Source organism: Salinarchaeum chitinilyticum (assembly GCF_055390775.1).
This window is the reverse complement of sequence record NZ_AP043888.1, coordinates 2,572,568-2,599,360: the sequence shown is the minus strand read 5'-3', so window position 1 is coordinate 2,599,360 and position 26,793 is coordinate 2,572,568. Positions and strand designations below refer to the sequence as shown.

At 69.0% G+C, this 26,793-nt stretch carries 24 protein-coding genes; 14 read left to right on the top strand and 10 right to left on the bottom strand.

Annotated features, from left to right (window positions below; all coding sequences use genetic code 11):
- Positions 1-18 precede the first annotated feature (18 nt).
- Positions 19-1,941, top strand: a complete 1,923-nt coding sequence (gene gatE, locus ACZ5KP_RS12575; protein ID WP_460918022.1) for a Glu-tRNA(Gln) amidotransferase subunit GatE — start codon at positions 19-21, stop codon at positions 1,939-1,941.
- Between the two features lie 639 nt (positions 1,942-2,580).
- On the opposite strand, the gene ACZ5KP_RS12570 is transcribed toward gatE, so the two are convergent.
- Both ACZ5KP_RS12570 and ACZ5KP_RS12565 read right to left on the bottom strand, forming a co-directional pair.
- Positions 2,581-3,375, bottom strand: coding sequence for an RNA methyltransferase (locus ACZ5KP_RS12570; protein WP_460918020.1), 795 nt, complete (start codon positions 3,373-3,375; stop codon positions 2,581-2,583).
- Position 3,376: 1 nt separating this feature from the next.
- Positions 3,377-3,898 carry a hypothetical protein gene (locus ACZ5KP_RS12565; RefSeq protein WP_460918019.1) on the bottom strand — a complete coding sequence of 174 codons (522 nt, stop codon included), beginning with the start codon at positions 3,896-3,898 and terminating at the stop codon, positions 3,377-3,379.
- 140 nt (positions 3,899-4,038) lie between these two features.
- On the opposite strand from ACZ5KP_RS12565, the gene folP reads away from it, so the two are divergent.
- On the top strand, positions 4,039-5,244 hold the full coding sequence (gene folP, locus ACZ5KP_RS12560; RefSeq protein WP_460918016.1) for a dihydropteroate synthase: 1,206 nt from the start codon (positions 4,039-4,041) through the stop codon (positions 5,242-5,244).
- Between the two features lie 133 nt (positions 5,245-5,377).
- The gene (locus tag ACZ5KP_RS12555; RefSeq protein ID WP_460918014.1) at positions 5,378-6,064 is read left to right on the top strand and encodes a 6-hydroxymethylpterin diphosphokinase MptE-like protein; all 687 of its coding nucleotides are present in this window, start codon (positions 5,378-5,380) and stop codon (positions 6,062-6,064) included.
- Positions 6,065-6,085: 21 nt separating this feature from the next.
- Here the strand turns inward: ACZ5KP_RS12555 and ACZ5KP_RS12550 are convergent, their stop codons facing one another.
- The 3 genes from ACZ5KP_RS12550 to ACZ5KP_RS12540 form a co-directional block, all read right to left on the bottom strand.
- Complete coding sequence (locus tag ACZ5KP_RS12550; protein WP_460918013.1) at positions 6,086-6,730, bottom strand: protein sorting system archaetidylserine decarboxylase; 645 nt, start codon at positions 6,728-6,730, stop codon at positions 6,086-6,088.
- A 63-nt stretch (positions 6,731-6,793) separates the two neighbouring features.
- On the bottom strand, positions 6,794-7,378 hold the full coding sequence (locus ACZ5KP_RS12545; RefSeq protein ID WP_460918012.1) for an NUDIX hydrolase: 585 nt from the start codon (positions 7,376-7,378) through the stop codon (positions 6,794-6,796).
- Positions 7,379-7,494: 116 nt separating this feature from the next.
- The gene (locus tag ACZ5KP_RS12540) at positions 7,495-7,995 is read right to left on the bottom strand and encodes a DUF7109 family protein (protein ID WP_460918011.1); all 501 of its coding nucleotides are present in this window, start codon (positions 7,993-7,995) and stop codon (positions 7,495-7,497) included.
- A 169-nt stretch (positions 7,996-8,164) separates the two neighbouring features.
- Between ACZ5KP_RS12540 and ACZ5KP_RS12535 the strand changes: the two genes are divergently transcribed.
- The 4 genes from ACZ5KP_RS12535 (at position 8,165) to hpt (ending at position 10,275) form a co-directional block, all read left to right on the top strand.
- On the top strand, positions 8,165-8,602 hold the full coding sequence (locus tag ACZ5KP_RS12535) for a type IV pilin domain-containing protein (protein ID WP_460918010.1): 438 nt from the start codon (positions 8,165-8,167) through the stop codon (positions 8,600-8,602).
- Between the two features lie 53 nt (positions 8,603-8,655).
- Positions 8,656-9,114, top strand: a complete 459-nt coding sequence (locus tag ACZ5KP_RS12530; RefSeq protein WP_460918009.1) for a type IV pilin domain-containing protein — start codon at positions 8,656-8,658, stop codon at positions 9,112-9,114.
- Positions 9,115-9,210: 96 nt separating this feature from the next.
- On the top strand, positions 9,211-9,603 hold the full coding sequence (locus ACZ5KP_RS12525; protein ID WP_460918008.1) for a type IV pilin domain-containing protein: 393 nt from the start codon (positions 9,211-9,213) through the stop codon (positions 9,601-9,603).
- A gap of 78 nt (positions 9,604-9,681) precedes the next feature.
- Positions 9,682-10,275: a hypoxanthine/guanine phosphoribosyltransferase gene (hpt, locus tag ACZ5KP_RS12520; RefSeq protein ID WP_460918007.1), complete on the top strand. Its 594-nt coding sequence runs from the start codon at positions 9,682-9,684 to the stop codon at positions 10,273-10,275.
- A gap of 46 nt (positions 10,276-10,321) precedes the next feature.
- On the opposite strand, the gene aroC is transcribed toward hpt, so the two are convergent.
- Complete coding sequence (gene aroC / locus ACZ5KP_RS12515; protein ID WP_460918005.1) at positions 10,322-11,542, bottom strand: chorismate synthase; 1,221 nt, start codon at positions 11,540-11,542, stop codon at positions 10,322-10,324.
- Positions 11,543-11,708: 166 nt separating this feature from the next.
- Between aroC and ACZ5KP_RS12510 the strand changes: the two genes are divergently transcribed.
- The gene (locus tag ACZ5KP_RS12510; RefSeq protein ID WP_460918004.1) at positions 11,709-12,953 is read left to right on the top strand and encodes an MFS transporter; all 1,245 of its coding nucleotides are present in this window, start codon (positions 11,709-11,711) and stop codon (positions 12,951-12,953) included.
- A gap of 55 nt (positions 12,954-13,008) precedes the next feature.
- On the opposite strand, the gene ACZ5KP_RS12505 is transcribed toward ACZ5KP_RS12510, so the two are convergent.
- The 3 genes from ACZ5KP_RS12505 to ACZ5KP_RS12495 form a co-directional block, all read right to left on the bottom strand.
- Positions 13,009-14,082 (bottom strand): phosphotransacetylase family protein, encoded by a 1,074-nt coding sequence (locus ACZ5KP_RS12505; protein ID WP_460918003.1) that lies wholly within the window; start codon positions 14,080-14,082, stop codon positions 13,009-13,011.
- On the bottom strand, positions 14,079-16,283 hold the full coding sequence (locus ACZ5KP_RS12500) for an acetate--CoA ligase family protein (protein WP_460918001.1): 2,205 nt from the start codon (positions 16,281-16,283) through the stop codon (positions 14,079-14,081). Before ACZ5KP_RS12500 ends, ACZ5KP_RS12505 begins: the two co-directional genes overlap by 4 nt.
- 118 nt (positions 16,284-16,401) lie before the next feature.
- Positions 16,402-17,013: a DUF420 domain-containing protein gene (locus tag ACZ5KP_RS12495; protein ID WP_460917999.1), complete on the bottom strand. Its 612-nt coding sequence runs from the start codon at positions 17,011-17,013 to the stop codon at positions 16,402-16,404.
- Between the two features lie 202 nt (positions 17,014-17,215).
- Between ACZ5KP_RS12495 and ACZ5KP_RS12490 the strand changes: the two genes are divergently transcribed.
- On the top strand, positions 17,216-17,635 hold the full coding sequence (locus ACZ5KP_RS12490) for a cobalamin B12-binding domain-containing protein (RefSeq protein WP_460917998.1): 420 nt from the start codon (positions 17,216-17,218) through the stop codon (positions 17,633-17,635).
- Positions 17,632-18,768, top strand: a complete 1,137-nt coding sequence (meaB, locus tag ACZ5KP_RS12485) for a methylmalonyl Co-A mutase-associated GTPase MeaB (protein ID WP_460917997.1) — start codon at positions 17,632-17,634, stop codon at positions 18,766-18,768. The genes ACZ5KP_RS12490 and meaB overlap by 4 nt, the downstream gene beginning before the upstream one ends.
- A gap of 50 nt (positions 18,769-18,818) precedes the next feature.
- Here the strand turns inward: meaB and surE are convergent, their stop codons facing one another.
- Positions 18,819-19,682: a 5'/3'-nucleotidase SurE gene (gene surE / locus ACZ5KP_RS12480; RefSeq protein WP_460917995.1), complete on the bottom strand. Its 864-nt coding sequence runs from the start codon at positions 19,680-19,682 to the stop codon at positions 18,819-18,821.
- A 146-nt stretch (positions 19,683-19,828) separates the two neighbouring features.
- Between surE and ACZ5KP_RS12475 the strand changes: the two genes are divergently transcribed.
- The 4 genes from ACZ5KP_RS12475 to ACZ5KP_RS12460 all read left to right on the top strand — a co-directional run bounded on the left by ACZ5KP_RS12475 (position 19,829) and on the right by ACZ5KP_RS12460 (position 26,704).
- Positions 19,829-21,676, top strand: coding sequence for an SLC13 family permease (locus ACZ5KP_RS12475; RefSeq protein WP_460917994.1), 1,848 nt, complete (start codon positions 19,829-19,831; stop codon positions 21,674-21,676).
- A 90-nt stretch (positions 21,677-21,766) separates the two neighbouring features.
- Positions 21,767-22,483 (top strand): DUF2391 domain-containing protein, encoded by a 717-nt coding sequence (locus tag ACZ5KP_RS12470; protein ID WP_460917993.1) that lies wholly within the window; start codon positions 21,767-21,769, stop codon positions 22,481-22,483.
- Between the two features lie 122 nt (positions 22,484-22,605).
- A complete protein-coding gene (locus tag ACZ5KP_RS12465; RefSeq protein ID WP_460917992.1) occupies positions 22,606-23,613 on the top strand; it encodes an LLM class flavin-dependent oxidoreductase in 1,008 nt (335 codons plus the stop codon).
- Between the two features lie 166 nt (positions 23,614-23,779).
- Positions 23,780-26,704: a PAS domain S-box protein gene (locus ACZ5KP_RS12460; protein ID WP_460917990.1), complete on the top strand. Its 2,925-nt coding sequence runs from the start codon at positions 23,780-23,782 to the stop codon at positions 26,702-26,704.
- The last annotated feature ends 89 nt before the right edge of the window (positions 26,705-26,793 follow it).

Here is a 26,793-nt window from a genome sequence, read left to right as displayed (position 1 = left end):
CGAGCCGACGTGCAGGCAATGACGACTTCCGAGGACGACGCGCTGGCCGATCCGGGCCCGCTGGACTACGAGGCGCTCGGGCTCGTGGCCGGCCTCGAGATCCACCAGCAGCTCGACACCGCGACGAAGCTCTTCTGTTCGTGCCCGACCGACCTCCGCGAACCCGAGGCCGCCACCCGGCGGTTCACTCGCTACCTCCACCCGACGAAGAGCGAGCTCGGCGAGATCGACGAGGCCGCGCTCGAGGAGAGCGTCGTCGACCGGGAGTTCGAGTATCTCGCGTTCGACTCGACCTGTCTCGTCGAGGAGGACGACGAGCCGCCGCGAGAGCTCGACGCCGACGCCCTCGACGTCGCGATGGAGATCGCCGCGCTGCTCGATATGACCGTCGTCGACCAGCTTCACGTCATGCGAAAGATCGTCGTCGACGGCTCGAACACGACCGGGTTCCAGCGGACCTCGAAGGTCGCCGACGGCGGCGAAATCCAGACTGAGGAGGGCCCCGTCGGCATCGAGGATCTCATGCTCGAAGAGGAGAGCGCCCAGCGCATCGCGGAGACGGAGTCTGGCGTCCGCTTCGGCCTCGATCGGCTGGGCATCCCGCTCGTCGAGATCGGTACGAAGCCCGACATCCGCTCGCCAGAGCAGGCCCGCGACGCGGCCGAGCGCATCGGCATGCTCCTGCGCTCGACCGGCGCGGTCAAGCGGGGCCTGGGGACCATCCGCCAGGACGTCAACATCTCGATCGCCGAGGGTGCCCGCGTCGAGCTGAAAGGCGTCCAGAGCCTCGACGACATCGACGACATCGTGCGGAACGAGGTACGCCGACAGAAGCGCCTCGTCGAGATCGCCGAGAAGCTCCAGGAGCGTGGCGCGTCCGTCGGCGAGCCCCAGGACGTGACGGGCGTGTTCGAGGGGACCGACAGCGGCGTGATTCAGGGCGCACTGACCGGCGACGGCGAGGACGCCACTGGCGGTGCGGTCCACGGCGTCCGGCTGGCTGGCTTCGACGGCCTCGTCGGCGCGGAGCTCCAGCCCGACCGACGGCTCGGCACCGAGCTCTCAGATCACGCCAAGCGCCACGGCGCCGGCGGCATCTTCCACACCGACGAACTGCCGGCCTACGGCGTCACCGCCGAGGAGGTCGCGGCGCTGCGCGAGGCGGTCGACGCCGGACCAGAGGACGCCGTGGCCATCGTCGCCGCCGACGCCGCGGTCGCGGAGCGCTCGATCGAGGCCGCTGCCGACCGCGCTGCCGTCGCCATCCAGGAGGTTCCCGAGGAGACCCGCGACGCACAGCAGGACGGCACCTCCCAGTATCTCCGGCCGCTCCCCGGCGCGGCGAGGATGTACCCCGAGACGGACGTGCCCCCGGTCGAGCCAGATCCCAGCGAGGTCGAGGTGCCCGAGCTCCTGACCGAGAAGGAGGAGCGCTACGTCGAGGCCTACGGCCTCGGCGCCGGGCTCGCAGAGCAGGTGGCCTACGGCGAGCACATGCCGCTGTTCGAGACGCTGGTCGAGACCGACGGCGTCGATCCTACGCTCGCCGCGGACACGCTCGCCTCGGAGCTGACCGGGCTCCGGCGCGACGACGTGCCGGTGGCGAACCTCACCGACGAGCACCTCCGGGACGCGCTCGTACTCGTGGATTCGGGCGAGGTGCCCAACGAAGGGCTGGAAGACCTGCTGATCGCGCTCGCGGAGAATCCAGAGTTGACTGCTGAAGAGGCCGTCGAACAGGAAGACCTCGGTGGCGTCGCAGAGGCAGAAGTCCGCGAGGCCGTCGTCGAGGTCGTCGAACGGAACAGCGAGCAGGTCGAGGAGGAGGGGATGGCCGCCTTCTCCGGGCTGATGGGGGAATGTATGGGCGCGCTGCGCGGGAAGGCCGACGGCGATACGGTGAGTGAGATTCTGCGCGAAGAGATCCAGCAGCGCGCCTAGGAATTGTACGGCGGAGATTGGTCTTCGGCGCTGTTTCTCAGAACGAAAGCCCCCGATCGCTCGAGGGCTGCGGCTCGCTGTGCTCCTCAGTCGCATCGCTTCGCTCGCTCCCTGCGGTGCTTACGTCGCCTCGCACCGTCGAGCGATCGGCCCCTTTCGATGTCCACCCAGACAACCTCAATCCTCCCCAGCCTTCTGCGCTGCTCGGGTTCGCTTCGCTCACCGCTGTGCTGCCTGAGGTGAAGCCTCAGACTTGCTGGATCTCCGATCCAGCATCGCTCGGCCCTCGCACGGTGCCTGCGATGGGCTGCTCGCCCGCTTCGGGGCTCGCAGCCCATCGCGTAGCGCGCGCCGACGCGATCCACCGGAGCGTCGCGATACCGCGCAAACAACGCCGGGTGGGAATGGAAGGGGTCGTTGACGGACTACGTCCGTCTGCTCGGGAGACCTTCGGTCTCCCGGTGACCGCTCGCAGCTCCTGAAGAAGTAAGCACCGAGCGACCAGAGGGAGCGAGGCGCGCAGCGACTGTTCCGCGAGCGTAGCGAGCGGAACGTCGGAAGTCGAGCGAAGCGGGTCTTCCGGAACAGGGGCTGCGAGCGCGAGGGGCTTCCGACGCCGTTACTGCAGAGATACCAACGTCATTCCTCTCGCGCTTCCTCGGGCGGATCGGCGAACTGCGCCCCACGCCGGAAAATCCCCGTCAGCGTACTCGCCTCCCGGTTCGTCGGATGCGCGCGAGCGACCAGCCGCCGAAACATCCGGCTGGCCTTCGGGCGCTTCTCCTCGGGGTGGCCGTTCGAGGCCAGGAAGTCCTCGAAGTGCTGGTAGAGCAGTTCGATCTCGCGCTCGCTCGCGCGGTCGTGGTCGGGATCGGGGAGCTGCGTCTCGTCCATCGCCAGCTCCCGGAGTTCGTACAGCGAGATGGTCGCCGCCTGCCCGAGGTTCAACACGGGATACTCCGCGCTCGCTGGAATCGAGCAGATTCGATCGAGGCGTTCGAGCTCCGCGTTGTCGAGCCCGTTGTCCTCGCGGCCGAAGACGAACGCGACGTCGGCGTCGACGTCGGCCAGCTCCTCGGCGAGTTCCGCGGGCGTCGCGAACGGATAGCGGACGTGGCTCGTCGCGTTCTCGTTCGTGATCGCGGTGAAGCCGACGGTGTAGTAGGATTCGACGAGTTCGTCGAAGCTCGGCCGGTCGTGTTCGGGGAGAATGTCGTCCCGGGCCTGCCCGGCGAAACCGTATGCCTCGCCCGCGGGATCGAGTTCGGGCCCGTCGATCACGAGGAGGTCTTCGAACCCGAAATTCTTCATCGCGCGTGCGATGGTGCCGACGTTCCCGGGCGTCTGTGGATCGACGACAGCAACTGCGGGGGTAGACCGCTCTGTCGAAGCAGCGTCGGCCTCGGACGGTTCGGCCGGAGCGTCCTCCGCCATGCTACTTCGAGGGGTAGTCCTGCCCGAGATCGACGTCGCGGACGTCGATTTTCTCGCTGACCTCCCACTGCTCGGCGCGCTCCTCGGCGCTGGGCGCGGAGGGCGTCGGCACGTCGAGTGGATCGGTGTCGACGTGCTCGATGCCGTCGAAGTCGTCGGGCGCGCGGTTCCCGGCTTCGAACCACTCGTAGAACTCGTCCTGGAACGCCTCCGTCCCGCGGTACTCCTTGCCGCCGGCCTCGCGGTACCAGTAGACGAGGTCGTTCTCGTGCTCGGGACAGAGGATCACTTCCGCGGCGAGCTCGCCGTAGACCGCCTCCGCGACGTTACACTCCGCGATGTTTTCGTCGCCGTGGATCAGCCAGCACGCGTCACAGGGCGAGGCGACGAGTTCGGCGAGGCGGACGACCCGCTCGCGGACGTCCTCGTCCATCTCGTCGAGCGGCAGGAACTCGCCGTCCTCGTCGAAAACGGCGTCCTCGTCGAAGCGCCACCCCCGAAGTCCCACGCTCACCTTGGCCATGCCCGCGGGTAGCTGCCGCGGGCGTATAGCGTCTGCGAAGGCAGGCGACGGAGCGAACCGATCGGGCAGGTCGAACGGTTCCACCGGTGCGATCGTGCCGGAATCGGTCGCCATTAAAGTCCGGCAGCCCAGGCACTGGTATGCGAAGCGTCGACGCCGCGGGGCTCCAGATCGGCGACGGACATCCGCCGCGGATCATGGGCGTGCTGAACGTCAGCGAAGAGTCGCCCTACGACCCCAGCGTCTTCGACGATGCAGGAGAAGCCGCCAGCTACGTCGACGAGGAGCTCATCGCGGAAGGAGCCGACATCGTGGACGTCGGACTCGAGAGCGCGAACAAGCGCTACGACGTCCTGACGATCGAGGAGGAACTCGACCGCCTGGACACCGCGGTCGACGCGATGGAATCGACCAGCGGCGACGCGGTCTTCTCGATCGAGACGCGCTACGCGGAAGTCGCGGAGGCCGCGATCGAGCGCGGGTTCGACATGATCAACGACGTCTGCGGGTTCGCCGATCCCGCGATGCCCGAGGTCGCCACGGAGTACGGCGTCGCCGTCGCCAAGATGGCGAGTCCGCCGGATCTGGAACGCCCAGGCGCGATCGACGACACTGACTGGGTGGAACGCCACTCGGCGGAGTGGCTCGAACAGTCCGACTACGTCGATCGGGTGTACGAAGCACTCAAACAGAACGGTCTCACCGACGAGACGATCGTAGATCCGGCTTTCGGCGGCTGGAGTGAACGCAAGACCCTCCGGCACGATCGCGAGACGTTCCGACGCCTCCGGGAGTTCCGGGCGCTCGGCCAGCCGATCCTCGTCTCGATCAACCGGAAGAACTTCCTCCGGACGATCGCCGACCGCTCGACGGAGGACGCGCTTCCCGTGAGCCTCGCTGCAACGGCGATGGCGATCGAACGTGGCGCAAACGTGGTCCGGACCCACGACGTCGCCGAGACGCGCGACGCAGCGCTGATCGCCGACGCCTTCGACGAAGAACCGGCTGCTCGCGTCGTCGAGGACGACGTCACCGTCGAGCAGATCTCCGTTCGAACCCGGCGGGAAGCAGCCCGTCACGTCGAGGCGGCCGGCGGCGACGCAAGTCTCGCGGGCGAGGCCGTCTCGTCGATTCTCGCCGTCGATGGGCTCGATCCCACGAGCCGAGAACGACTCCGCGACCGCGCGGAGGCGGCGGGAGCGATCGTGACCGGCGATCGTCCGACGCTCGTCATCGGATCCCGTCAGGTAATTTCTACTTTATCGGCAGAACTCACAGCAAGCGGCGGGATGGAACGTCTCGGAACGGCGATACAGTCCCTTCCTACCCTAAGAGAAAACTTATGACGGATGCCATGCAAGCCTCGGGTGCACGCCGGGAGGGCGCTCGGGTAGGGGTACACGATCGCCATTCCGGCCCGCGACAGCGGTTTCTTGCGAGTGATCGATCGCTAAGCAACGGGTGTCCCCAGCACTGACTATGGAGTTCCACGAGTGGGAGCCGTTCTACGACGCGATCCTGGCCGATTTCGGCTACGACCGGTCCAGCGACGAGCGTGCCCGAGACTGGCTCGTCGAGCGCGTCGACCAGTTCGATCTCGACGAGATCGGACTCTCCGCCGACGATACGGTCGCCGTCGCGGGCGCTGCCCCCAGCCTGGAAGCCCAGCGGTCGCTCGCCGAGGACGCAGACGCTGTCGTCGCCGCCTCCGACGCGGGCACGAGGCTCGCGGCACAGGGGATCCGCCCCGACCTCGTCGTCACCGACCTCGACGGCGATCCCAAGGGGACACTCGCCCTCGCGGGGGAGGGCGTCCCGGTCGCGATCCACGCCCACGGGGACAACCGTGATCTCCTCGAGGAGTTCGTCCCACAGTTTCCCCGGTCGCGGATCGTCGGGACGACGCAGGCCAAGCCGGTCGGCCCGCTCTACAACTACGGCGGCTTCACGGACGGCGACCGCGCCGCCTTCCTCGCCGACGCGATCGGTGGGAGGCAGCTCGTCTTTCCGGGGTGGGATCTCGACGCAGCGGCCGGACTGAAAGCACGAAAGCTCGAGTGGGCGGGGCTGCTCCTGCACTGGCTCGAGCGTCGTCGCGACGAGCGCTTCGACGTGCTCGACGGGCGGCGTGAGCGGATCGACCTCTCTGGCTATCCAGAACCCTGACTCGGACCCACGGCAGGCCAGCTACGGTCGTTCCGGGAGCTGCGACGCCTCGACGAGCACGCTCTCCCCCGCAGTCACGCTCTCGCCTTCCTCGACGGCGAGATCGCTGCGATCGACTCCCGGCGGAAACAGCACGTCGACGCGGCTGCCGAAGGAGATGTGGCCGATCCGCTCGCCGCGCTCCAGTTCGTCGCCAGTCTCGACGTAGGGATGAATTCGTCGCGCGAACGCGCCGGCGATGAGCGTCACCGTCACTGGACCGCGAGCGGTGTCGAGGTCGACGATCACTCGCTCGTTGCGCTCGGACTCCTTCGAGAACGCTGGCCGGTGGGCGCCCGGCTGGTGCTCGACGCCAGTCACGGTGCCGGAGAGGGGCGAGCGGTTCACGTGCACGTCGTGGACGTTCATGAAGGTGCCAACGAGCAGCCGCGAGCCGTCGGCGGCGTGAGCGGCGTCGTCCTCCGTCCGGACGACCGAGACCGTCCCATCCGCCGGCGCGACCGCGCCCGACGCCGGGATCGTCCGATCCGGATCGCGGTGGAACCAGACCGCAGCCAGGCCCAGGACCACGAGCAGTGCCGCCGGCGCCGGGCCGATCAAGAGCGCGGGGGCGCCCGCGGCGACGAGCACTACTCCGTAGCGGAGGCCACCGGGCGCGATGTCCATCGAGTATCCGTAGGTCGGCGCGGCCCAAACCGATTGCGGGTCCGAGGCAAGCCGGGTCGGGCCCTACGCGACGTCTCGCTCGGAGCGCACGGGCGCTCGCCAGTCGCTCGTGCGTTCGAGAAGGTCGACGAGGATCCGTCCCGTCGCGCCCCAGACGGTGTAGCCGTCGACGCGGAAGTAGTGGACGACGACCTCGCCGTGGGTCGGGTGCTCGCGGCGTTCGTACTCGTAGTTCGCCGGGTCGGTCAGCGCCGCGACGGGGAGCACCGCGATCTCGGTCGCCTCGACGCCGTCGGGCGTGTACTCCCGGTCGGCGATCGTCCCGACGAACGGCGTCACGGCGTACTCGGTGACGGTCCGGATGTCGTCGAGCCGGCCCAGGACGCGGGCTTCGTCGGCTTCCAGTCCGATCTCCTCGTTGGCCTCGCGGAGCGCCGTCGCCTGAAGGTCCGCGTCCTCCGGTTCGGAACCGCCGCCCGGGAAGCCCATCTGGCCGGGATGTTCGCCGAGGTCCTCGGATCGCTTGATGAACAGCAGCGAGTGGCCGTCGTCGCGCTCGATCACGGGCGCGAGCACGGCAGCGTCCCGCGGCTGGTCCGCCACGACGTGTGGATCGCGTCCGATCACAGCGGACAGGTCCAGCCGCATGGGGAGCCGTACACGATCCACGGTTTAGCGTTTGGCGTTCGGCGTAGCGACCGGCAGTTGCCGAGCGAGCCCGTCCATCTACTGCCTGCGAGGCTTCACACGCAGACCGGTGTCAGTCACTCGTCGGGTTCGTCGCCGGATCCGTCGTCGATATCGACGTCGAGATCGATGTCGAGTTCGTCGTCGATGCGATCGCGCACCCCATCGAGTTCGACTGCACCCCAGGCCTCGATCTCGTAGCTGCGATCGATGAGCCGCTCGCAACGCTCGCGGTCACCCGCGTCGATCGCCGCGACCAGCTCCGCCTCGAACCGATCGACGACGGTGGCGGCGACCGCGTCCCGATCGACGTCGCGCCGGCCGGCGTCGAGGATGTGCGGGAGGTCTTCGGCGCCGTCGGGGAGCGTCGGAAACGCCGCGGGTCCGGGGACGAGCCGCCCGTCGTGTTCGACGAGCGCGTAGGCGTCGATCGCGTCCTCGATCGCAGCGTCGACGACGTCGTCCTCGAGATCCGCTCCGCGGCGAAAGGCCGTCTCCGAGCACGCCCGCTCCAGCTCCGCGCGCTCGAGTGCACCGAACGTGTCGACGATCCCCGCGAGCTCGTCCGGCTCGAACATACCCGGTGGTCGCGGGCCGGCGGGATGAATCCAGCGCTCGAACCGGACGTGGTACCCGTCGATCGGGCGTTGAGGGAGCAAGGGCGCTCGAACGAGCGATCGGCGCCGGTCGCTGTTTCCGTGACGTGCACCACGAAACATTAGTACCACCGTCCCATTGTCCCGGGCGATGCGCCGTCATCGATTCCGACCGGGCGACGACGCGGTCTCGCCAGTCGTCGGCGTCGTGTTGCTCGTCGGGATCGCCGTCATGCTGACGGGAACGATTGCCGTGTTCGTGCTCGGGTTCGGCCCCGGCGAACCGACGCCGGAGACCGAGATCCAGTTCCACCAGGAGGACGGCAACGTCACCGTCACGATGGTCGAACCACGGGGCGTCAGCGCGGGCGAGCTGACGATCGAACTCGACGGGAGCGAGGCCTGCACGAAGGACGGGAGCTCGTGGTCCGGTCAGCTCGACCCCGCAGATACGATCACGGTCTACAGGGGGTCGGGTTCCAACTGTACGCCCGGATCGTCGATCGCCTCGGGTTCGGAGGTCCGGGTCATCTGGGAGTCCTCGAGTGGCGGCGGCTCCGAGATCATCGGCGAGTACGAGACGACCTGACCATCTGGTCGGCCACGACAGATATATGTGGGGCTCCGCTACTTCGGGCCGAGATGAAGCTCGGCTCCCTGTGCCGCGACGACGACGCCATCTCCTCGGTGCTCGGCGTCGTGTTGATGGTCGCGGTGACGATCATCCTCGCCGCGGTCATCGGCACGTTCGTCCTCGGCATCGGGAGCGAGCTCACCGACTCCAGCCCCTCGGCGAGCTGGGAGTTCAGCGAGAACGTGAACGACTCCGCAGCCAACAGCACCGTCACGATCCTCCACGGCGGCGGTGAGGACGTCGATGCGTCGACACTCGAGGTGACGGTCGGCGGCGTGACTGCCTACGCCGACGGTGAGGCCGAGAACGGGTTCACGCTGATCCAGAACGGCTGGGGCGACACGGTCACGGCTAGCGACCGGCTCGTCATCGAGGGCAACACCTCGGAGATGGACGGGAAGAAGATCCGCCTCTACTGGAGCGACGGCGACTCCTCGAGCATCCTCGCGGACGAGCGACTCGGATAGGAGCCGGACCGCGATTCGCACCGCCGCGGACCGTGACGCCAGCGCAGTCGGCACGAACGCTTTTTCCACGCCTGCCCCAACTGACCGAGGAGTCGCGTGTTCGACGACACTGATCGATATCCCAGCGGCGTCCCGGTGGCGAGAGTCGTACTCGTCGTGTGTCTGGTGGTCGCCGGAGCGCTGGTGGTGGCGGCCTACGCCGGCGTGCTGGCCGACCAGTATCGCGGCAACCCGACGCCCCAGGCCAGCTTCGCCTTCGACTACGACGACGAGACGGAGACGCTCACCGTTCGCCACCAGGCTGGCGACGACGTCGACGGTCGATACCTCTACGTGGTGGTAGCGAACCGGTCGGCGGCGAACTTCTCCGCCCACGAAACGGTCTCCTCGGGCGATTCGATCACTGTCGCTGGCGTCACGCGATCCGACGACGTCCGGGTCGTCTGGTGGAACGGAATCAGGTACACGGAGCTCGCACGCTGGCGATAGCGACGGTCCGATCCCGACCGGAGCGGTGCCAGCGACCCACGCCGTGGCGCTTTTGCCCCCACCCGGGGAAGGCAGCGTATGGACCGGCTGCAGGCGTCGCTGCGCGACGCGCCGATCGTCGAGAAGGACGGCTACCACTACTTCGTCCATCCGGTGAGCGACGGCGTGCCCACGCTCGATCCCGCGCTCCTTCGCGAGATCACCGTGAAGATCGTCCGGAAGGCCGAACTCGCGGACGTCGACAAGATCGTCACCCCCGCGGCGATGGGGATCCACATCTCGACCGCGCTCTCCCTGGCGACGGACCTTCCGCTCGTGGTGATCCGCAAGCGGGAGTACGGGCTGGAGGGCGAGACGCCCCTTCACCAGGAGACGGGGTACGGGGAGAGCCAGATGTTCGTCAACGACGTCCACCCCGGCGAGCGCGTGGTCGTGATCGACGACGTGCTCTCGACCGGCGGCACGCTCTCGGCAGTGCTCGGCGCGCTGGAGGAGATCGGCGCGGACGTCGTGGACACCGTCGCTGTGATCAAGAAGGTCGGCGGCGTTACCGAACTCGACGACGACCAGGACGTGAAGACGCTCGTGAACGTCGACGTCGTCGACGGCGAGGTCGTCATCGTCGACGAGGACGGCGAGGTCGTCATCGTCGACGAGGACGGCGACGGGTAGCGGATCTCCGACCGGAGTCGTCCGGCGGGATCCGCGAATCTGACCGTTACTCCTCGGTCTGTGGACAGCTCGGGTGGTAGTCGGTGGCGTACTCGCCGGGCTGGTCGTCCAGTCGATCGGGGTTGATCCGACCGCCCAGCAGCATGAAGTCGAGGATCGTACAGTAGAACAGCGCCTCGACGACAGGCACTGCGCGGGGCGGCAGCGAGGGGTCGTGCCGGCCGGTGACCTGGATCGTCTTCTCCTCGCCGGTCTCCCAGTCGACGGTCGTCTGCTCTTTCGGGATCGATACCGGCGCGTGCCAGGAGATCTCGCCGTAGATCGGCTCGCCCGTGGTGATGCCGCCCTGCAGGCCGCCGTGGTCGTTGCCGACGGGGACCGGGTCGCCCTCCTCCGCGACGACCTCGTCACCGCGCTGGCCGGCACCGGCCTCGCCGCCGTCGCCGTCCGGATCGAAAGCCTCCCAGTCCTCGTTGCGATCGTGACCCTTCACCGAGCGGGCCTCCTTGCCGATGCCGTACTCGAAGGCAGTCGTCGCGGGGATCGAGAACACCATCTGGCCGAGCCGGGCGGCGAAGCTGTCGAACCGCGGAGCGCCGAGCCCGCGGGGGACGCCTCGGCACTCGAAGTAGACCGAGCCGCCGACGGAGTCGCCCTGGCGCTGGACCTCTTCGAGGTGCTCGCGCATTTCCTCGGCCGTCTCGGGATCCGCACAGCGGACCTCGTTCTCCTCGGTGTGTTCGAGCATCTCCTCCCAGGTGACCGGCGGGGCCTCGATGTCGTCGATCTGGTTGACGTGGGCCTTGACGGTCACGTCGTGCTCGGACTGGTCGAGGACCGCCTTCGCGATCGCTCCGGCGGCGACCCAGTTGACGGTCTCGCGTGCTGAGGATCGCCCGCCGCCGCCCCAGTTCCGGGTGCCGAACTTCGCGGAGTAGGTGTAGTCGCCGTGGGAGGGTCGCGGGGCGGTGACGAACGGCTCGTACTTCCCCGACCGGGCGTCCTTGTTCTGGATCGTCATGCCAATCGGCGTCCCGGTGGTGTACCCCTCGAGCGTCCCGGAGTTGATCGTCACCTCGTCCGGCTCGCCGCGGCTCGTCGTGATCATCGACTGGCCGGGCTTGCGCCGGTCGAGTTCGCGCTGGATCCGCTCCTCGTCGAGTTCGACGCCAGCGGGGCAGCCCGAGACGGTGCAGCCCATCGCCTCACCGTGGCTCTCGCCGTAGGTGGTCACCTGGAACAGGCGACCGAACGAGTTCCCGTTCATGTCCGCCGACTCGGGGGCGGGGGCATTTATCCTTTGTATTCGTGCGGCAGCATCCAAGCGCCCCGGAGCGGGCTACTGGCCGACTGCCGAAAACGGAAGGTCCAAACGACGACCGCCACTCCGCCCGTACGAACGGACGAGCAGACGCCACGAAGCGAAACCCAGCATGGCAGGAACGAGCCTCCGGACGATCGGCCGCTACGACGCGCTGCTGTTGACGTCGCTGCTCTGGTTCCTCGCGAAGCTGTTTCGCTACGCGTTCCCGCCGCTGTTCGAGACCCTCGGCGCGGAGTACGGCGTCTCGACGGCCGCGCTCGGCTGGGCGTTCACCGGCTTCATGCTCGTCTACGCAGCGATGCAGTTCCCCTCCGGCGTGCTCGCGGATCGGATCGGTCCGACGCAGGTGCTGACCGCCGGCGCGATCGTCGGGGCCATCGGCGCGTTCGCGACCGTCGGCGGCGGACCCTTCGCGTTGCTGGTCGGTGCCATGCTACTGCTTGGCGCCGGCACCGGCGTCCACAAGACCGTCGCGATCGGTCTCCTCTCGCGCACCTACCCGGCCCGGAGCGGGCGGGCGCTGGGCGTCCACGACACGGTCGGAACGTTCGGCGGCGTCGTCGCACCGGCTGTTGTGGCGCTCGTCCTCCAGACCGACGTGGTCGGCTGGCGGGTGCTCTACCTGCTGGGTGGCGGGATCGCCGTGCTCGGTGCGGGCGCGTTCTCCGTTCGCGTGCCGCGACGCGTTCCGGATCCTCGGGCGGCCGGAGCGGCCGAGACGACCGGCGAGGCCGACGGTGCAACGTCCGAGCGCCCGTCGCTCCGATCGTACGCGCGCCCGTTCCGCAGGCCGCGATTCGCCGCGTTCGTCGCGGTGACGCTCGGTTTCGGCTTCGCGTACAACGGCGTCGTCGCCTTCCTCCCGCTCTACCTGGCCCGTACTGCCGGCGTCTCGACCGCAATCGCGAGCGTCCTCTACGCGCTCTTCTTCGTCGTGAGCCTGATCCAGCTGGGGACGGGCGAGGCGAGCGACCACGTCGGTCGTCTCCCGGTCGTCGTGGCGACGATCGGCGTCGCGACACTGGCGCTCGCGGCACTGCTCGTCGTGCCGGCCGGCGGCCCGACGATCGCGGGCGTCCCGCTCGCGACGGGTGGAATCGTCGCCGCGCTCGGTATCGGCGCGCACGGGTTCCGGCCGGTGCGAGCCGCACACCTCGAGAGCCTGCTGCCCGACGACCTCGTTGGCGGCGGGCTGGGCGTTGTCCGAACCGGACTCATGGGCGCCGGGGCGATCGCACCGGGGATCGTCGGCGTCGCCGCGACGGCGACGAGCTTCCGCGGAGCCTTCGCGGGGCTGCTGGCGGCGCTGGCGGCGTCGCTGGTGATCGCAGTCGTGCTGTGGATGAGCGAGTAACCGTCGAAAACGCTCCCCGTCCGATCGTCACGAACCGAGCCGCACCGGCGGCCAGCTACGCCCCGTCGCCGAGGATCGCGTCGACGTCCGCGTGATCGCCGAGCAGTCCCTGCATCCGCTTGACTGCGTCCGGGTCACGCGTCCGACCGCCGCTGACGACTTTCTCCGCGCGGTCGATCGTCGTCAGCGTGTCCGTCTGGACGAGCACGATCGGGACGCCCTTCTCCTCGGCCGCGCCGACGACCGCGCTGGAGGGGCGGTGGCCGCCCGTGAGGATCAGGCAGTTGACGCCGGGTGCCTCGAGCGCGGCAGTCTGGACGTCCGAGCGGTCGCCGCCGGTGATGACCGCCGCGTCGCGGGTCCGCCGGAAGTGCCGGAGCGCGGAGTCCGCGCCCATCGCGCCGACGGAGAAGCGCTCGACGTAGTCGTCGGTCGGGACGTTCGTCAGGACCCGCGCGCCGAGTTCGTCCGCGAGGTCGCCGACGGTGACGCCCGCGAGCTCCTGAACCCTCGGGATCGCGCCGAGGACGGGGACGTCGCGCTCCTCGAGAAACGGGACGGCGTCCTCTTCGAGCCCGTCGAAGGCCGCGTCGTCGACGGCGTTGAAGAGGACGCCACGAAGGCGATCCTGGCCGACGGTGTCGACGGCAGCCAGGACGTCGTCGAGGTCGCCCGGCGAGTCGTAGCCCGCGATGACGAGTACCTCGGCGTCGACGTAGTCGGCGACGTCGGCGTCGGTGAGGTCGACGATGCCGCCGGTCGTCAGCGTGCCACCGCCCTCGAGGAACATCCGGTCGGCCTCGGCCGACAGCGTATCGAAGTGCTCCTCGATCTGGGCGCGGAGGTCAGCCGGATTGGCCTGCCCGCGCACCGCCTGCTCGACGAACGTCGGCGAGTAGACGACGGGCTCCATCTCGTGCATCTCCGCCTCGAACCCGAGCAGCTCGCGGGCGAGCATCGGGTCCTCGTCGACCGTCTTGCCGACGCGGCTGCGCAGGCGTGTGCCCTTGGGTTTCATGTAGCCGACGGCCTCGTCGCGATCCCGGGCGTGGAGCCCGAGCGCGATCGTGACCGCCGTCTTGCCGGTGCCGTCCGCGAGTGCCGTGACGAGTAGGGTGTCGTCGCTCATTGGTCTGGGGTGGAGGTGGTGTCGGTCGGGGCCGTCGCCGGTGGCTCGTCGCTCCCGGAGGCGACCTCGTCGGTGCCGGGAAGCTCGGTTCGTGGCGCGTCCGCGAGCTGGTCGGGGTCGACGGTGAGCCGGACGTCGATCGCGCTCGCGCCGTCGGGACCGGCGACGAGCGGGTTGACGTCGAGCTCGAGGATCGCCGGGAACTCCCAGACGAGCTGGGAGAGGCGCTGGAGCGCCTCGACGACGGCGTCGACGTCCGCAGGCTCGCGGCCCCGCGCCCCGCGGAGCAGCGGTGCCGCCTTGATGTCGTCGACCATCGCCCGGGCCTCCGGCTCGGAAATGGGGCCGACGCGCAGCGCCGTGTCCTCGAGCACCTCGACGAAGATACCGCCGAGGCCGAAGAGCACGAGCGGGCCGAACTGCGGATCCCGGTTCGCGCCGATGATCGTCTCCGTCGCGTCGTCGAGGTCGACCATCGCCTGGACCTGGACGCCGAGGACGTCCGCGTCGGGCTGGTAGTTGTGCGCCCGCGCGACGAGGTCCTCGTAGGCGTCCCGGACGTCCTCGTCGGCGACGCCGACCCGGACGCCGCCGATGTCGGACTTGTGGAGGATGTCCGGGCTGACGATCTTCATCACGACGTCGCCATCGATCGATTTTGCGACTTCCTCTGCTGCAGCGGGCGTGTCGACGACCTCGCCGTCGGGCGTCGGGATCCCGTAGGCGTCGAGCAGGTCCATCGCTTCCACGCCGAGGCGGTTGTCCGAGCGACCCTCGACGCGGCCCAGGATCTCGCGGGCGCGCTCGCGGTCGACGTCCTCGAACGTCTCCGGTTCGGGGTACTCACGCTCGGAGATCTCGCGGTACCGGGAGAGCGCCTCCAGGCTGTCGACCGCGCGGGCGGGATCGAAGTAGTTCGGGATGCCGTGCTCGCGCAGCGCGGCGGCGCCGCGATCCGCGCTCTCCCCGCCCATGAACGCGCCGACGACGGGCTTGCCGTACTCGGCCTGGAGCGCGCCGACGGCGTCGGCAAGCTCCTCGTAGTCGAGGACGGCCGTGGGCGCAGCGAGGACGATCGCCGCGCCGACGCCGTCGTCGTTCAGCGCGACGTCGAGCGCGCCGCGGAACCGATCGACGTCGGCGTCGCCGATGACGTCCACCGGGTTGTAGCCAGTCGCCTCTTCGGGCAGGAGCTCGGCGAAGGACTCCAGCGTCTGGTCGCTGAACGACGCGAGGTTCAGCGACGAGTCGCCGACGGCGTCCGTCGCCATCACGCCGGGGCCGCCGGCGTTCGTGACGACTGCGACGTCGTCCTCGGGTAGCGGCGGGAGCCCGGAGAGCGCCCGCGCGGCGTCGAACAGTTCCTGAACGGTGTCGACGCGCAGGACGCCGGCCTGATCGAGGCCAGCTTCGTAGGCCGCCTCGCTGCCGGCCATCGTCCCGGTGTGGGAGGAGGCGGCCTGCGCGCCGGCCTCCGTCCGGCCCGACTTGACGAGCACGATCGGGGTGTCCTCGCTGGTCTCACGAGCGGCCTCGATGAACTCGCGGCCGCGGTCGATCCCCTCGAGGTAGCCCACGATCACGTCGGTATCGTCGTCCTCGCCCCATGCCCGGACGAAGTCCGTCTCGTCGAGAACCGCCTTGTTCCCCAGCGAGACGACGTCCTTGAAGCCGATCTCCTGCTGGATCGCCCAGTCCAGCACGGCGGTGACGAACGCGCCGGACTGACTCATGAAGGAGATCGAGCCCGCCAGCGCGTTGTCGGGACCGAAGGTGGCGTTCATCCCGACGGGCGTGCTCATGATGCCGAGGCTGTTCGGCCCGACGACGTTGAGGTCGTACTCGCTCGCGACGGCCTGGAGCTCCTGTTCACGCGTGGCGCCCTCGCTGCCGGTCTCGCCGAAGCCGGCAGTGATCACCACGACGTTGTCGATCCCGACCTCCCCCGCCGAGCGAACGGTCTCGATCGCGGCGTCGGGCGGCACCACGACGACGGCCAGATCGACGCGCGGCGCCGACTGGAGGTCGTCGTAACAGTCCAGCCCGAGCACTGAGCCCCGGTAGGGGTTCACCGCGACGATCTCCCCCTCGAAGTCCGCCTGGAGGTTCTCGACGATCGCCCGGCCGACGGAGCCCTCGCGGTCCGTCGCACCGACGACGGCGATCGACGACGGTGCGAACAGTTCCGATAGGCGTCCCATCAGTGATCGGATATCGTCGGCGGAGGGAGATAAAGCCAGGTGGGATTCTCGGGATGCGGGGCCGGCGCTACGCTCGTTGGGGCGTCGCCGTCAGCGATCCCGCGGCACAATCGCTCGCTCAGGCCGGGGCGAAGTCGTAGCCGTAGACGTGGTTGAGGATCACGTACGTCACCACGCCCAGCACGAGGCTCAGCACCCACGACGCGGCAGCGATCCGCCCGACGCGGGGATGCAGGGAGTCACGCAGCTCCGCGGGCGTATGCGAGATGCCCAGCAGGAACGCGTAGATCACGACCGGCATCGCGACCGCGGAGAGAACGATGTGGATCGCGAGCATGACGAAGTAGCCCAGCGCGATCGGATCCGGCACGGACTCGACGAGTCGCTTCTCGCCACCGCCGCCGACCTTCGGCAGATAGAGCGTGAGGAAGAGCAGGATGAGCCCGAACGCCGCGGTCATCGATTTCGCGTGCTTCTCGATCTCACCGCGCTTGACGTAGCGCCAGCCGGCGATCAGGCAGGCCGTCGCCGCGAGGTTGACGACGGCGATGGCGTGGCCCAGCCAGTTCACGCCCCGCTCGCCGAAGTTCGGGTAGAACGGGATCAAGCCCTCGAACGTTCCGATCACTGCGACGAACCCGACGAGGGTCAGGACTGCGGTGGCAGCCGTCACGTTGTCCTTCAGCCACGACGGTCCGTCACCCTGCAACTGCGTCCACGCGTCGGCCATTGTCGGGGGATCGTGGGCCGGATTCATGGCCGTTCCGTTTCGGCGATCGCTGACCCAATATTCTTCGGGTCCGGCTGGCACGACTACGCGGCTACCCAGGGAGGGAGACGATGCCCGAACTTGCCCGCCGATGCACGCCTCGGCCCACTCGCCGCCACCAACTCCCCGTTAGCGTGAAATGCCAGCCCCGCCAAATCGGGGTATGAGCGCGGACGCGGAACAACGGACGATCCGCTGCCTCGTCGCGAAGGTCGGCCTCGACGGCCACGACCGCGGCGCGCACGTCATCGCGCGGGCCTTCCGCGACGCGGGCTTCGAAGTCATCTACTCCGGCCTGCACAACGCCCCGGACGAGATCGTCCAGGCGGCGGTCCAGGAGGACGTCGACGTCCTCGGCATCTCGATCCTCTCGGGCGCGCACAACACGCTCGTCCCGAAGGTCATCGAGGGGCTCGAGGAGTACGGCGCGATGGACGACACGCTCCTCATCGTCGGCGGCGTGATTCCCGACGACGACGAGCAGGAGCTGAAGGAACTGGGCGTCGCCGAGGTGTTCGGCCCCGGGACGGAGCTGGAGACGACGATCGAGTTCGTTCGCGAGAACGTCCGGGACCGACGATGACCGAGGAGTCGGTCGCGGGCGACGCGTCCGATGGAGCAGCGGCTCGAGACGCCGAGGCAGCGTTCGACGTCGAGGCACTCGTCGAATCGCTGCTCGCTGGCGAGCATCGCGCACTCGCGCGAGCGATCACCTACATCGAGGACCGGACGCCGGGCTACCGGCAGCTCGTCGGCGCACTCCACGAACACACCGGGAACGCCAGCGTCGTCGGGATCACCGGCAGCCCCGGCACCGGCAAGTCCACGCTCGTCGACAAGCTCGCCCTCGAGTACCGCGACCGCGGCGAGACCGTCGGCGTGATCGCCGTCGATCCGGCCTCGCCCTTTACCGGCGGCGCGGTGCTCGGCGACCGGATTCGAATGGGCTCGACCGTCGGCGACATGGACGTGTTCGTGCGCTCGATGTCCGCCCGCGGTGCACTGGGCGGCCTCGCCGCCGCGACCGCCGACGCCGTCCGGGCGCTCGACGCCTTCGGCAAGGACCGAATCATCATCGAGACCGTTGGCGCCGGCCAGAACGAGATCGACGTCGTACGGACCGCCGACACCGTCGCCGTGCTGGTCCAGCCCGGCGCTGGCGACGACGTGCAGATGCTCAAGGCCGGCATCCTCGAGATCGCGGACTGTTTCGTCGTCAACAAGGCCGACCTCGACGGCGCGAACCGGACGGTCCAGGAGCTGACCGAGATGCTCCAGCTCGAACGGGACGTCGATCCGATCGTGCGGACCGGCCACCACGGCCCCGACGGAGGCGAAGCGCCGACGTCGGAGAGTGACGAATCTGCAGTGGAGCCGGACGGTGACACCGGGGACGGCGAGTGGCGGACGCCGGTCGTCGAGACGGTCGCGACCCACGGCGAGGGCGTCGACGCAGTGATCGAGGCGTTCGACGACCACCGCAGCTATCTCGCGAACACGGGCGCGCTCGAGGACCGTGCCAGGACGCGATACGCCGAGGAGATCCGGACGCTGCTCCGCGAAGACCTCGGTACGCTGCTGGAGGCCGAGATCGACGAGCGTGGCGGGATCGAGTCACTCGCCGCCGAAGTCCACCGCCGAGAGACGAATCCCTACGCCGTCGCCGACGAACTCCTCGGTCCGATCCGGGACTGCGTCGCCGAGGACCGGGACTGAGTGACGGACCGCGACTACGCGAGTCGAGGGCGCCCGAGTCGGCCAGCCGACTACTCGTCCGTCGGGTAGGCCTCCGCCAGCCCGTCGAGCGCGTCGTGGTGCTCGGTGGTGTGAGGGGCGGTGAGCGGCGAGACGCTCACTGCGCCGTCGAGGATCGCGTGGCGATCGGTGCCCGGAAGCTCTTCGAGGTCGCCCTCCGCCATCAGCTCCCAGATGCGGTCCTCGAGACGGACCCGGTCGCCCTCGCGAACGGCGTCCATCTCGTAGCGGTGCGACGGCGAGGTGACGCGCATCTGCGCCGGGGCACCGCTGACCGCTGTGCCGTCGCCCGCTCCCGTCTCCCCCTCCGCGTCTCCGGACGCCGTCGCGGCGAGGCGGCCGTCCGGCACTGGTGCGTTGACGTTGAGGTAGTCGGCGTGCTCGAAGACGCCAGCGTCGAGCGCGTGCTCGACGAGGAACCGGGTCGCGCGGACGGCCTCGCGGAAGTCCCGCTCCTCGACCTCGGCGTCCTCGAAGGCTGCGTCGTCGACGGGAACGTACAGCGAGGATGCGATGGCGGGCACACCGTGGAAGGCGGCCTCGACGGCCGCGCTGACCGTTCCCGAGCGGCCGAGCACGTAGCCGCCGAGGTTCGCGCCGCGGTTGCAGCCCGAAACGACGAGGTCGGGATCGGTACAGAACTCCTGGAGCCCGGCGATCACGCAGTCCGCGGGCGTACCAGTCAGCGCGACGCCGCCGTTGTGGCGCTCGATCACGACGTCCGTGGAGGTCTGGCGGCCGACCTTGCTCTGGTCGGTCGCGGGTGCGACCACGGTGACGTCTGCGACCGCGGAGAGGCCGGCTTCGAGCGCCGCCAGCCCGGGAGCGTCGATCCCGTCGTCGTTCGTGAGGAGGATTTCGGGCGGCTCGTCCATGCACGAGCCCTGTCGTGCCGGGGCGAAAAGCACTCCGGAAGTGTGGACTGCCGGGTCGACTCCGGGCACGGGAATCGCGACGAGAGGCCCCGTGCGACCGTTCGCGTGTGCCAAGACTCAAGCGGCGGCCGTCCGTCGGGGGATCCATGGCTGTCGCGGGGCTCTCGACGGGCGCCCTCGTCGTCTTCGCGCTGATCGCCGTGGCGCTCGTGCTCTTCGTCTCCGAGACGTTCCCGAGCGACGTGACCGCGATCGGGATCGTCGTGGCGATCGCGATCGCCGAGCCGTGGATCGGACTCTCCCCGGCAGAGGCGATTTCGGGCTTCTCGAACCCCGCCACGATCACGATCGTCGCGATGTACATGCTCAGCGCGGGCGTCCAGCAGACCGGCATCGTCGAGCGTCTCGGCGTCGCGCTCGCCTCGTTCACGCACGGGGATCCGGATCGGGCGCTCGTGGCGACGATCTGTACGACGGGGCCGATCGCCGGGATCGTCAACAACACGCCCGTCGTCGCGGTGTTCATCCCGATGGTGCAGGACCTCGCCCGCGACGCGGGGATCTCGCCCTCGAAACTACTCCTGCCGCTGTCCTACGCCGCGATCCTCGGCGGCACGCTGACGCTGATCGGAACCGCGACGAACATCCTCGCGAGCGACGTCGCCGGGGAGCTGATCCCCGGTCGCGACGGCATCGGGATGTTCGAGTTCACGCCGCTGGGGATCGTCGTCCTCCTCGTCGGCATCGCCTACCTCCTGACGGTCGGGCGGGCGCTGACGCCCGCTCGCGTTCCGGTCGACGCGGATCCGCTCGAACGGTTCGACATGGAGGACCACCTGGGCCGAGTCGTCGTCCGCGAGGGATCCCCACTCGTGGGCCGATCGGTCGACGACGTCGCCGAGAGCGCCGACGCCGAGATCTCGATCCTCCAGCTTCGCCGCGACGGCGAGGTGTTCGCACTCCCCGACGGTGAGGCGACCGTGCGACCCGACGACCGACTGATCGTCCACGGAACGCTGCAGGCGATCAACCGCTTCCGCGAGACGAACGACCTCCGGCACCTCCATCGCGAGGACGTGACGGCGGCGACGTTCGACGAGGCACCGACGGCGTACACGCTCGCGACCGCGGTCGTCCCCGAGGACTCCGATTTCGTCGGCGAGACGTGGGCAGAGACGGGCCTCGAGCGGTTCCACCGGACGAGCGTACTTGCCATCCGGCGGGAGGGGTCCCTCCACCGTACCGATCTCGGGGCGCTGGAACTCCAGCCCGGTGACCACCTGCTCCTGCGAACGACCCCCGAGACGATCGAGTACTTCGCCGATAGCCCGGAGCTCTGGATCGTCGACGAGCGCGTGCTCGAGGCCCGCGACGCGACCGATTCCGACGCTGTCGCGCCGCTGTCCCCCCGGACACCGGTGGCGCTCTCGATTGTGCTCGTGGTGGTGCTCGCCGCGGCGGCGACGCCGGTTCCGATCGTCATCGCCGCGCTCGGCGGCGCGTTCGCGATGTTCGTCACCGGCTGCCTCTCGCCGTCTGACGCCTACGAGGCGGTCTCCTGGAACGTGATCTTTCTCCTGGCTGGCGTGATCCCGCTCGGGCTCGCGATGGAGCGCACCGGCGGCGCGACCGCGATCGCCGACGCGCTCGCGGCGAGCGGCGAGGTGCTCCCGGCGCTGCTCGTGCTCTACCTCTTCTACGTCGTGACGAGCGCGCTCGCGAACGTCATCACGCCGGTCGCGACCGTCGTGCTCATGCTCCCGGTGGCGGTCGACACCGCGCTCCAGCTCGGCGCGAACCCCTTCGCCTTCCTGCTCGCGGTGACGTTCGCCGGCGCGACGGCGTTCATGACGCCGATCGGCTACCAGACGAACCTCATGGTGTACGGTCCCGGCGGCTACAAGTTCACGGACTTCCTGCGGGTCGGCGCGCCCCTCCAGCTCCTGCTGTCGGTCGTGACCACCGCCGGAATCTGGGTGCTCTGGGGCGTCTGACCGGAGGTCGCGCAGTTCGGGGCCGTCTGGGCACCACGGGGCCGTCGACCGGCGGTGCGTTTATGCCACTGCTCCGGCACTCTCCGGCGAATGAGCGACAGCGGAGACGCGGGGAGTGCCAGTGGCGGGGCCGGAGACCCCGCCGACGGAACGTGTGACGCCGGAACGCCGCCGCCCGGCCCCTCCCGAGATCCGGACGTGGACGCGCTCCTCGACCAGCTCGAGGAGCTGGAGGAGACCGTCGACTCCGAACACGAGCGCGAGCAGGTCCAGTCGACGATCAGTCTCGCCGAGCGCATCCCTGGCGGCGGCCTCCTCAGCGGCCACATCCAGAAGTACACGACGCGGGACGTCGCCGAGGCGGTCGTCGGCGCGATCCTCATCTCCATGCCGATGCTCGTCGAAGGGGGCGTCTTCGAGGTCGCGGCGTTCCTCAGCGACCGGTGGCGCTTCGGCGTTCCGATCTTCTTCATCGGCAACGTCGCCTTCGTCGTCGTGATGAGTATCGGGTTGCTCTACTGGGCGGACATTCGCGAGGTCAAGATCTCGAATCCGATCCTCGGAATCGTCCCGAGACGACTGGTCGGCGTGCTGGTCGCCTCCTTCCTCACGGCGGCGGGACTGTTCTTCCTGTGGGGCCGTCATCGCGTCGGGAACCCCACGGAGTTCGAGGTGCTCGCCCGGATCGTCGTGATCTGGACCGCCGCCGCGTTCGGCGCCGCGCTCGGTGACATCCTGCCCGGCGAAAGCGCGGGCTACGACATCACCATCGAGAACCTCGACGACATCGTGAAGCCGGAGGAGTAGCGGATTTCAGCGGATAGCGACCCCAGCTGGATGGCTGGAACGAGCAGTACGGCGCGTCACGAACGGCGGCCGGTGGGGCCGGTGTCTCAAGAGTTATGCCGGGGGCCGGGAAAGACGCGACCATGACGAAGTTCGGCTGGTTCGCCTCGCTCGAGGAGTTCTCCCCCCAGCAGTGTCTCGATCAGGTGGACATCGCGTACGCCAACGGCTTCGACTCGATCACCGTCAACGACCACTTCCACCCGTGGTTCCACACGAAAGCGGGCGGCGAGCCCGCGAACTGCGGGAACTGCTGGTCGTGGATGCCCGCAGCGCTCGAACGCACGGAGGACATGGAGATCGGCACGGGCGTTAGCGCGCTGCTCCGGCGCTACCACCCCGCGAACGTCGCCCACCGACTGGCGACGCTGGCGGAGCTCTACCCCGACCGGGTCTTCCTCGGCGTGGGCACCGGCGAGGCGCTCAACGAGTCGCCGCTGGGCAACCCGCTGCCCGACTACGGCGAGCGCGCACGGCGTACCGCGGAGGCCATCCGGCTCATCCGGCGGCTGTTTGAGGAGGAGTTCGTCACCTTCGACGGCAACTTCTACCAGACCGACGAGGCGAACCTCTACACCGGCCCCGACGAGGCGCCGCCGATCCACATCGCCGCGAGCGGTCCGACCGCGGCGCGGATGGCCGGCGACCTCGGCGACGGTCTCATCACCGTCTACGGCGACCCCGAGTTCATCCAGGACACCATCTTCACGCAGGTCGAGAACGGCGTCGCGAAGTCCGATCGCAACGAGCAGTTCGACGACGTCGAGAAGACCATCCACATCCACGTTTCCCTGGACGACGACTACGAGGCCGCACTGGAGCCCGCGCTGCCCTGGCGAGGCACGCTCGTCGACCGGTTCTACACCGACGACGTCGCCGATCCCCGCGTCATCCAGCAGGCCGGCGAGGAGGAGGTCAGCGAGGAAGAACTCACCGACGCCTACGTCGTGACCGACGATCCCCAGGACATCATCGACGTGACCGAGACGTACGTCGACTGCGGATTCGAACACGTCGTCTACCAGAGCCACAGCCCCGACCAGGAGCGCTTCGCCGAGTTCGTCGCCGACGACGTGATGCCGTCGTTCTGACCCCTCCGGCTGGACGTTCGGCGACCGGTTCTCGTCCGGGACCGTTGCTCACCGCAGACGTGCTTCTCTCGGAAATCGGCAGCCAGCGGCCGCATTCGCCCGCTTCGCGGTCGCATAGCTGGCCACAACTCACTTGTTCGGTCCCACCCACCTTGGGCTATACCGAATGCCGACGCTACTGCTGGTTGGAACGGTTTCGGGGACGACGATCGCCACCCTCGAAGACCGCGGCTTCTCGATCGAGGCCAGTGCGTACGAGCAGGTGAGCGGGACTGACGAGCGCTCGCGGGAGGAGCAGATGCAGAGCGACGGCGAACGTGGGGATAGCGAGCGTGTGGCGGGTGAGAGCTCGACGGCTGAACGACAGGAACCCGAACGGCGGGATCGTGAACGGCAGGAACGCGAGCGGCAGCAAGGCGACCGGCCGCGAAGCCAGCTCTCGGACGGAGGCATCACGCCCGACCGTCCGGCGGTCGCGGCGGCTTCGTCGGCGGACTGTTCGATCGTCTGTGCGGGAGACGGCGACGTCGAGACGATCGATGCGCTCCGCGCCGCCGCCCCGGAGCTGCCGATCCTCTATGCGGTGCCGGCCACGGCGGCCGACCGGGCCGGCGCCGCACTCGAAGCGGGCGCCGACGATCGGGTGCTGACCACCGGCGAGCGCGACGGGCAGCGGATCACCCGACGACTCCAGGCGCTCGACGGCGTCGCGGGCGAGTCCAACGATGTGACGACGGCCCCCGATCGCGACGATCGAACGGGCCAGTACGGCGGATCGAGCGACGAGCGGATCGGCGCGCTGCTGGAGTGCGCGCAGGCGTTCATGGACGCGGACGAAGCCCGGACCGTCGCGACGACGGCCGTCGAAACCGCCGAACGGGCGCTGGGTTACGAACTCGTGAGCGTGCACCTGTTCGAGGACGACGGCGAGACGCTTCGCCAGGTCGCCAGCTCCGACCGCGCCGAGGAGATGATCGGAGGCCTGCCGGCGGTGCCACTCGAAGAGAGCGCGCTACGGCCGGCGATCGAACACGAGCGACCGCACGAACTCGACGCGGCGACCCTGTCGGACGCGGGGATCACGGAGATCGAGTCGGCGCTCGCCCTCCCGCTCGGCGATCACGGCGTCCTGAGTTTCGGAGCGACCAGCGCCGACGCGTTCGGCCACGGCGATCGCCACGTCGGGGAGCTGCTGGCGGCGAACGCTCGCAGCGCGCTCGACCGGATCGAGCGGGTCGACCGCATCGAGGCGGTCCACGGAACCATGCGGGAGCTGCTGGACGCACGGAGCCCGGAGGCAGTTGCCCAGCAGGCAGTCGACGCCGCCGCCGATATCCTCGGCTTCCAGTTCGTCGTCTGTTTCCTGGAGGGAGCGTCTTCGGGATCGCTCGAGCCGGTCGCCTGGACCGACGCCACCGAAGCGCTGACGGGTGGCACGCTCCCGAATCCAACCGAGGGTGACGGTGCCGTCGAGGCCCTCGAGAGCGGCACCGTCGTCCGGCGGGAGAGTACCGAGACCGGCACCGGGAACGCACTGCCCGCAACGAGTAGACTCCACGTGCCGATCGGCGAGGTCGGCACGCTCCTGATCGCGACCCCCGGACCGGGCGCGTTCGACGAGTCGGACGTGCAGCTGGCGCGACTCCTCGCGACGAACGTCGCGCGGGTGCTCGACCGCGTCGAGCGCACCCGCGAGCTCGAGCGGCTCGAGACGGCCTTCGAGACGGTCGACGACATGGTCTACGTCCACGACGAGACGGGGAACATGCTCCACTGTACGCCGGTGCTCGCGGAGCGCCTCGGCTACGACCGCGAGGAAGTGCTCGGGATGAACGTCGGGGACTTCATCGACGACAGGTCCGAGGGCGATGGCGCCGAGCTGATCCGAGAGCTGCTCGACGAGCCACCCGGTGCGACCCGGACCCAGCAGATCGACCTCACCACTGGTGACGGCGAGGAGGTGCCCGTCGAGCTGACCTACAGTCTGTTGCCCGGCGACGAGTTCCGCGGCGTGGTCGGGACGGTACGGGACATTAGCGACCTGCTCGCCGTCCGGGAACAGCTCGACTCCCAGGAGGACCGCTTCGAGTACCTCTTCGAGAACATTCCGGATCCAGTGGTCGAGGGGTACTTCGAGGACGAATCGGTGATCGAGTCGGTCAACGAGGCCTTCGAGGAGACCTTTGGCTTCCGTGAAGAGGAGATCGCGGGCGATCGACTCAACGACGTGATCGTTCCCGAAGAGGACATGGATCGGGCGAAAGCACTCGACGAACAGACGGCGACCGGCGAGGTGAACCACGCCGAAGTCGAGCGAGAGACCCAGTACGGGCGCAGGGAGTTCCTCTTCCGTGGCGTTCCATACGAGGCGACCGACGGAACGACGCGCGGCTTCGGCATCTACACGGACATCACCGAGCAAAAGGAACGCGAGCGACATCTCGCGGTCCTCCAGCGGCTCCTCCGGCACAACGTCCGGAACGAGGTCAACGTGTTGCTCGCCGGAATCGACCAGCTCGAACAGGCCCGGGCGGAGGGCGACGTGCGCGAGGGCGAACTGCTCGAGACGCTCGACGAAACGGCGCGTGACCTGCTCTCGATGAGCCAGAAGGCCAAACGGATCAGTCGGGTCATCGACGCCGAGCGCCGCGAGCTCGGCGAGGTCGACGCCGCCTCGATCGTTCGATCCGTGGTCGACCGATCCCGCCGAATGGATCCCGACGCAACGATCGAGGTCGACGCTCCGGAGACGTGCCCGGTCCTCGGGTCGGGTGCGATCGAGCGAGCAGTCGAGGAGCTGGTCGGGAACGCGCTCCAACACGCCGGCCCGAATCCGACGATCACCGTCACGCTCGAGCAGGTCCCCGACGGCGCCGAGCTCACGGTCGCCGACGACGGCCCGGGGATCCCCGACGCCGAGCGAGAGGTGCTCGAAGCCGGCGAGATCACGCCGCTCCAGCACGGCAGTGGACTGGGACTCTGGCTGATCGCGCACGCGACGGCGGCCAGTGGCGGCACCGTGTCGTTCGACGACGAGGCCGACGGTGCACGGGTGACGCTGTCCTTCCGGTCGGTGGAGAGCATCGAGTGATAGTCCGGCGAGCGTACCATCGATTGGCGGCCTGGAGGCTCGTCGTCCACCGGCGAAAGAGAGCCTTCAAGGGTCTGGACGGGGAGGTT

Excerpts from the sequence above, each read along its gene's own strand:
- ACZ5KP_RS12545 (WP_460918012.1), bottom strand. The coding sequence starts at position 7,378 with ATGCGGCTGGACCTGTCCGCTGTGATCGGACGCGATCCACACGTCGTG.
- ACZ5KP_RS12530 (WP_460918009.1), top strand. The coding sequence starts at position 8,656 with ATGAAGCTCGGCTCCCTGTGCCGCGACGACGACGCCATCTCCTCGGTG.
- ACZ5KP_RS12495 (WP_460917999.1), bottom strand. The coding sequence starts at position 17,013 with ATGGCCGACGCGTGGACGCAGTTGCAGGGTGACGGACCGTCGTGGCTG.
- ACZ5KP_RS12555 (WP_460918014.1), top strand. The coding sequence starts at position 5,378 with ATGGAGTTCCACGAGTGGGAGCCGTTCTACGACGCGATCCTGGCCGAT.
- ACZ5KP_RS12535 (WP_460918010.1), top strand. The coding sequence starts at position 8,165 with ATGCGCCGTCATCGATTCCGACCGGGCGACGACGCGGTCTCGCCAGTC.
- meaB (WP_460917997.1), top strand. The coding sequence starts at position 17,632 with ATGACCGAGGAGTCGGTCGCGGGCGACGCGTCCGATGGAGCAGCGGCT.
- ACZ5KP_RS12500 (WP_460918001.1), bottom strand. The coding sequence starts at position 16,283 with ATGGGACGCCTATCGGAACTGTTCGCACCGTCGTCGATCGCCGTCGTC.
- folP (WP_460918016.1), top strand. The coding sequence starts at position 4,039 with ATGCGAAGCGTCGACGCCGCGGGGCTCCAGATCGGCGACGGACATCCG.
- ACZ5KP_RS12505 (WP_460918003.1), bottom strand. The coding sequence starts at position 14,082 with ATGAGCGACGACACCCTACTCGTCACGGCACTCGCGGACGGCACCGGC.
- ACZ5KP_RS12510 (WP_460918004.1), top strand. The coding sequence starts at position 11,709 with ATGGCAGGAACGAGCCTCCGGACGATCGGCCGCTACGACGCGCTGCTG.
- ACZ5KP_RS12470 (WP_460917993.1), top strand. The coding sequence starts at position 21,767 with ATGAGCGACAGCGGAGACGCGGGGAGTGCCAGTGGCGGGGCCGGAGAC.
- hpt (WP_460918007.1), top strand. The coding sequence starts at position 9,682 with ATGGACCGGCTGCAGGCGTCGCTGCGCGACGCGCCGATCGTCGAGAAG.
- ACZ5KP_RS12570 (WP_460918020.1), bottom strand. The coding sequence starts at position 3,375 with ATGGCGGAGGACGCTCCGGCCGAACCGTCCGAGGCCGACGCTGCTTCG.
- surE (WP_460917995.1), bottom strand. The coding sequence starts at position 19,682 with ATGGACGAGCCGCCCGAAATCCTCCTCACGAACGACGACGGGATCGAC.
- ACZ5KP_RS12540 (WP_460918011.1), bottom strand. The coding sequence starts at position 7,995 with ATGTTCGAGCCGGACGAGCTCGCGGGGATCGTCGACACGTTCGGTGCA.
- ACZ5KP_RS12550 (WP_460918013.1), bottom strand. The coding sequence starts at position 6,730 with ATGGACATCGCGCCCGGTGGCCTCCGCTACGGAGTAGTGCTCGTCGCC.
- ACZ5KP_RS12465 (WP_460917992.1), top strand. The coding sequence starts at position 22,606 with ATGACGAAGTTCGGCTGGTTCGCCTCGCTCGAGGAGTTCTCCCCCCAG.
- ACZ5KP_RS12475 (WP_460917994.1), top strand. The coding sequence starts at position 19,829 with ATGGCTGTCGCGGGGCTCTCGACGGGCGCCCTCGTCGTCTTCGCGCTG.
- ACZ5KP_RS12565 (WP_460918019.1), bottom strand. The coding sequence starts at position 3,898 with ATGGCCAAGGTGAGCGTGGGACTTCGGGGGTGGCGCTTCGACGAGGAC.
- gatE (WP_460918022.1), top strand. The coding sequence starts at position 19 with ATGACGACTTCCGAGGACGACGCGCTGGCCGATCCGGGCCCGCTGGAC.
- aroC (WP_460918005.1), bottom strand. The coding sequence starts at position 11,542 with ATGAACGGGAACTCGTTCGGTCGCCTGTTCCAGGTGACCACCTACGGC.
- ACZ5KP_RS12490 (WP_460917998.1), top strand. The coding sequence starts at position 17,216 with ATGAGCGCGGACGCGGAACAACGGACGATCCGCTGCCTCGTCGCGAAG.
- ACZ5KP_RS12460 (WP_460917990.1), top strand. The coding sequence starts at position 23,780 with ATGCCGACGCTACTGCTGGTTGGAACGGTTTCGGGGACGACGATCGCC.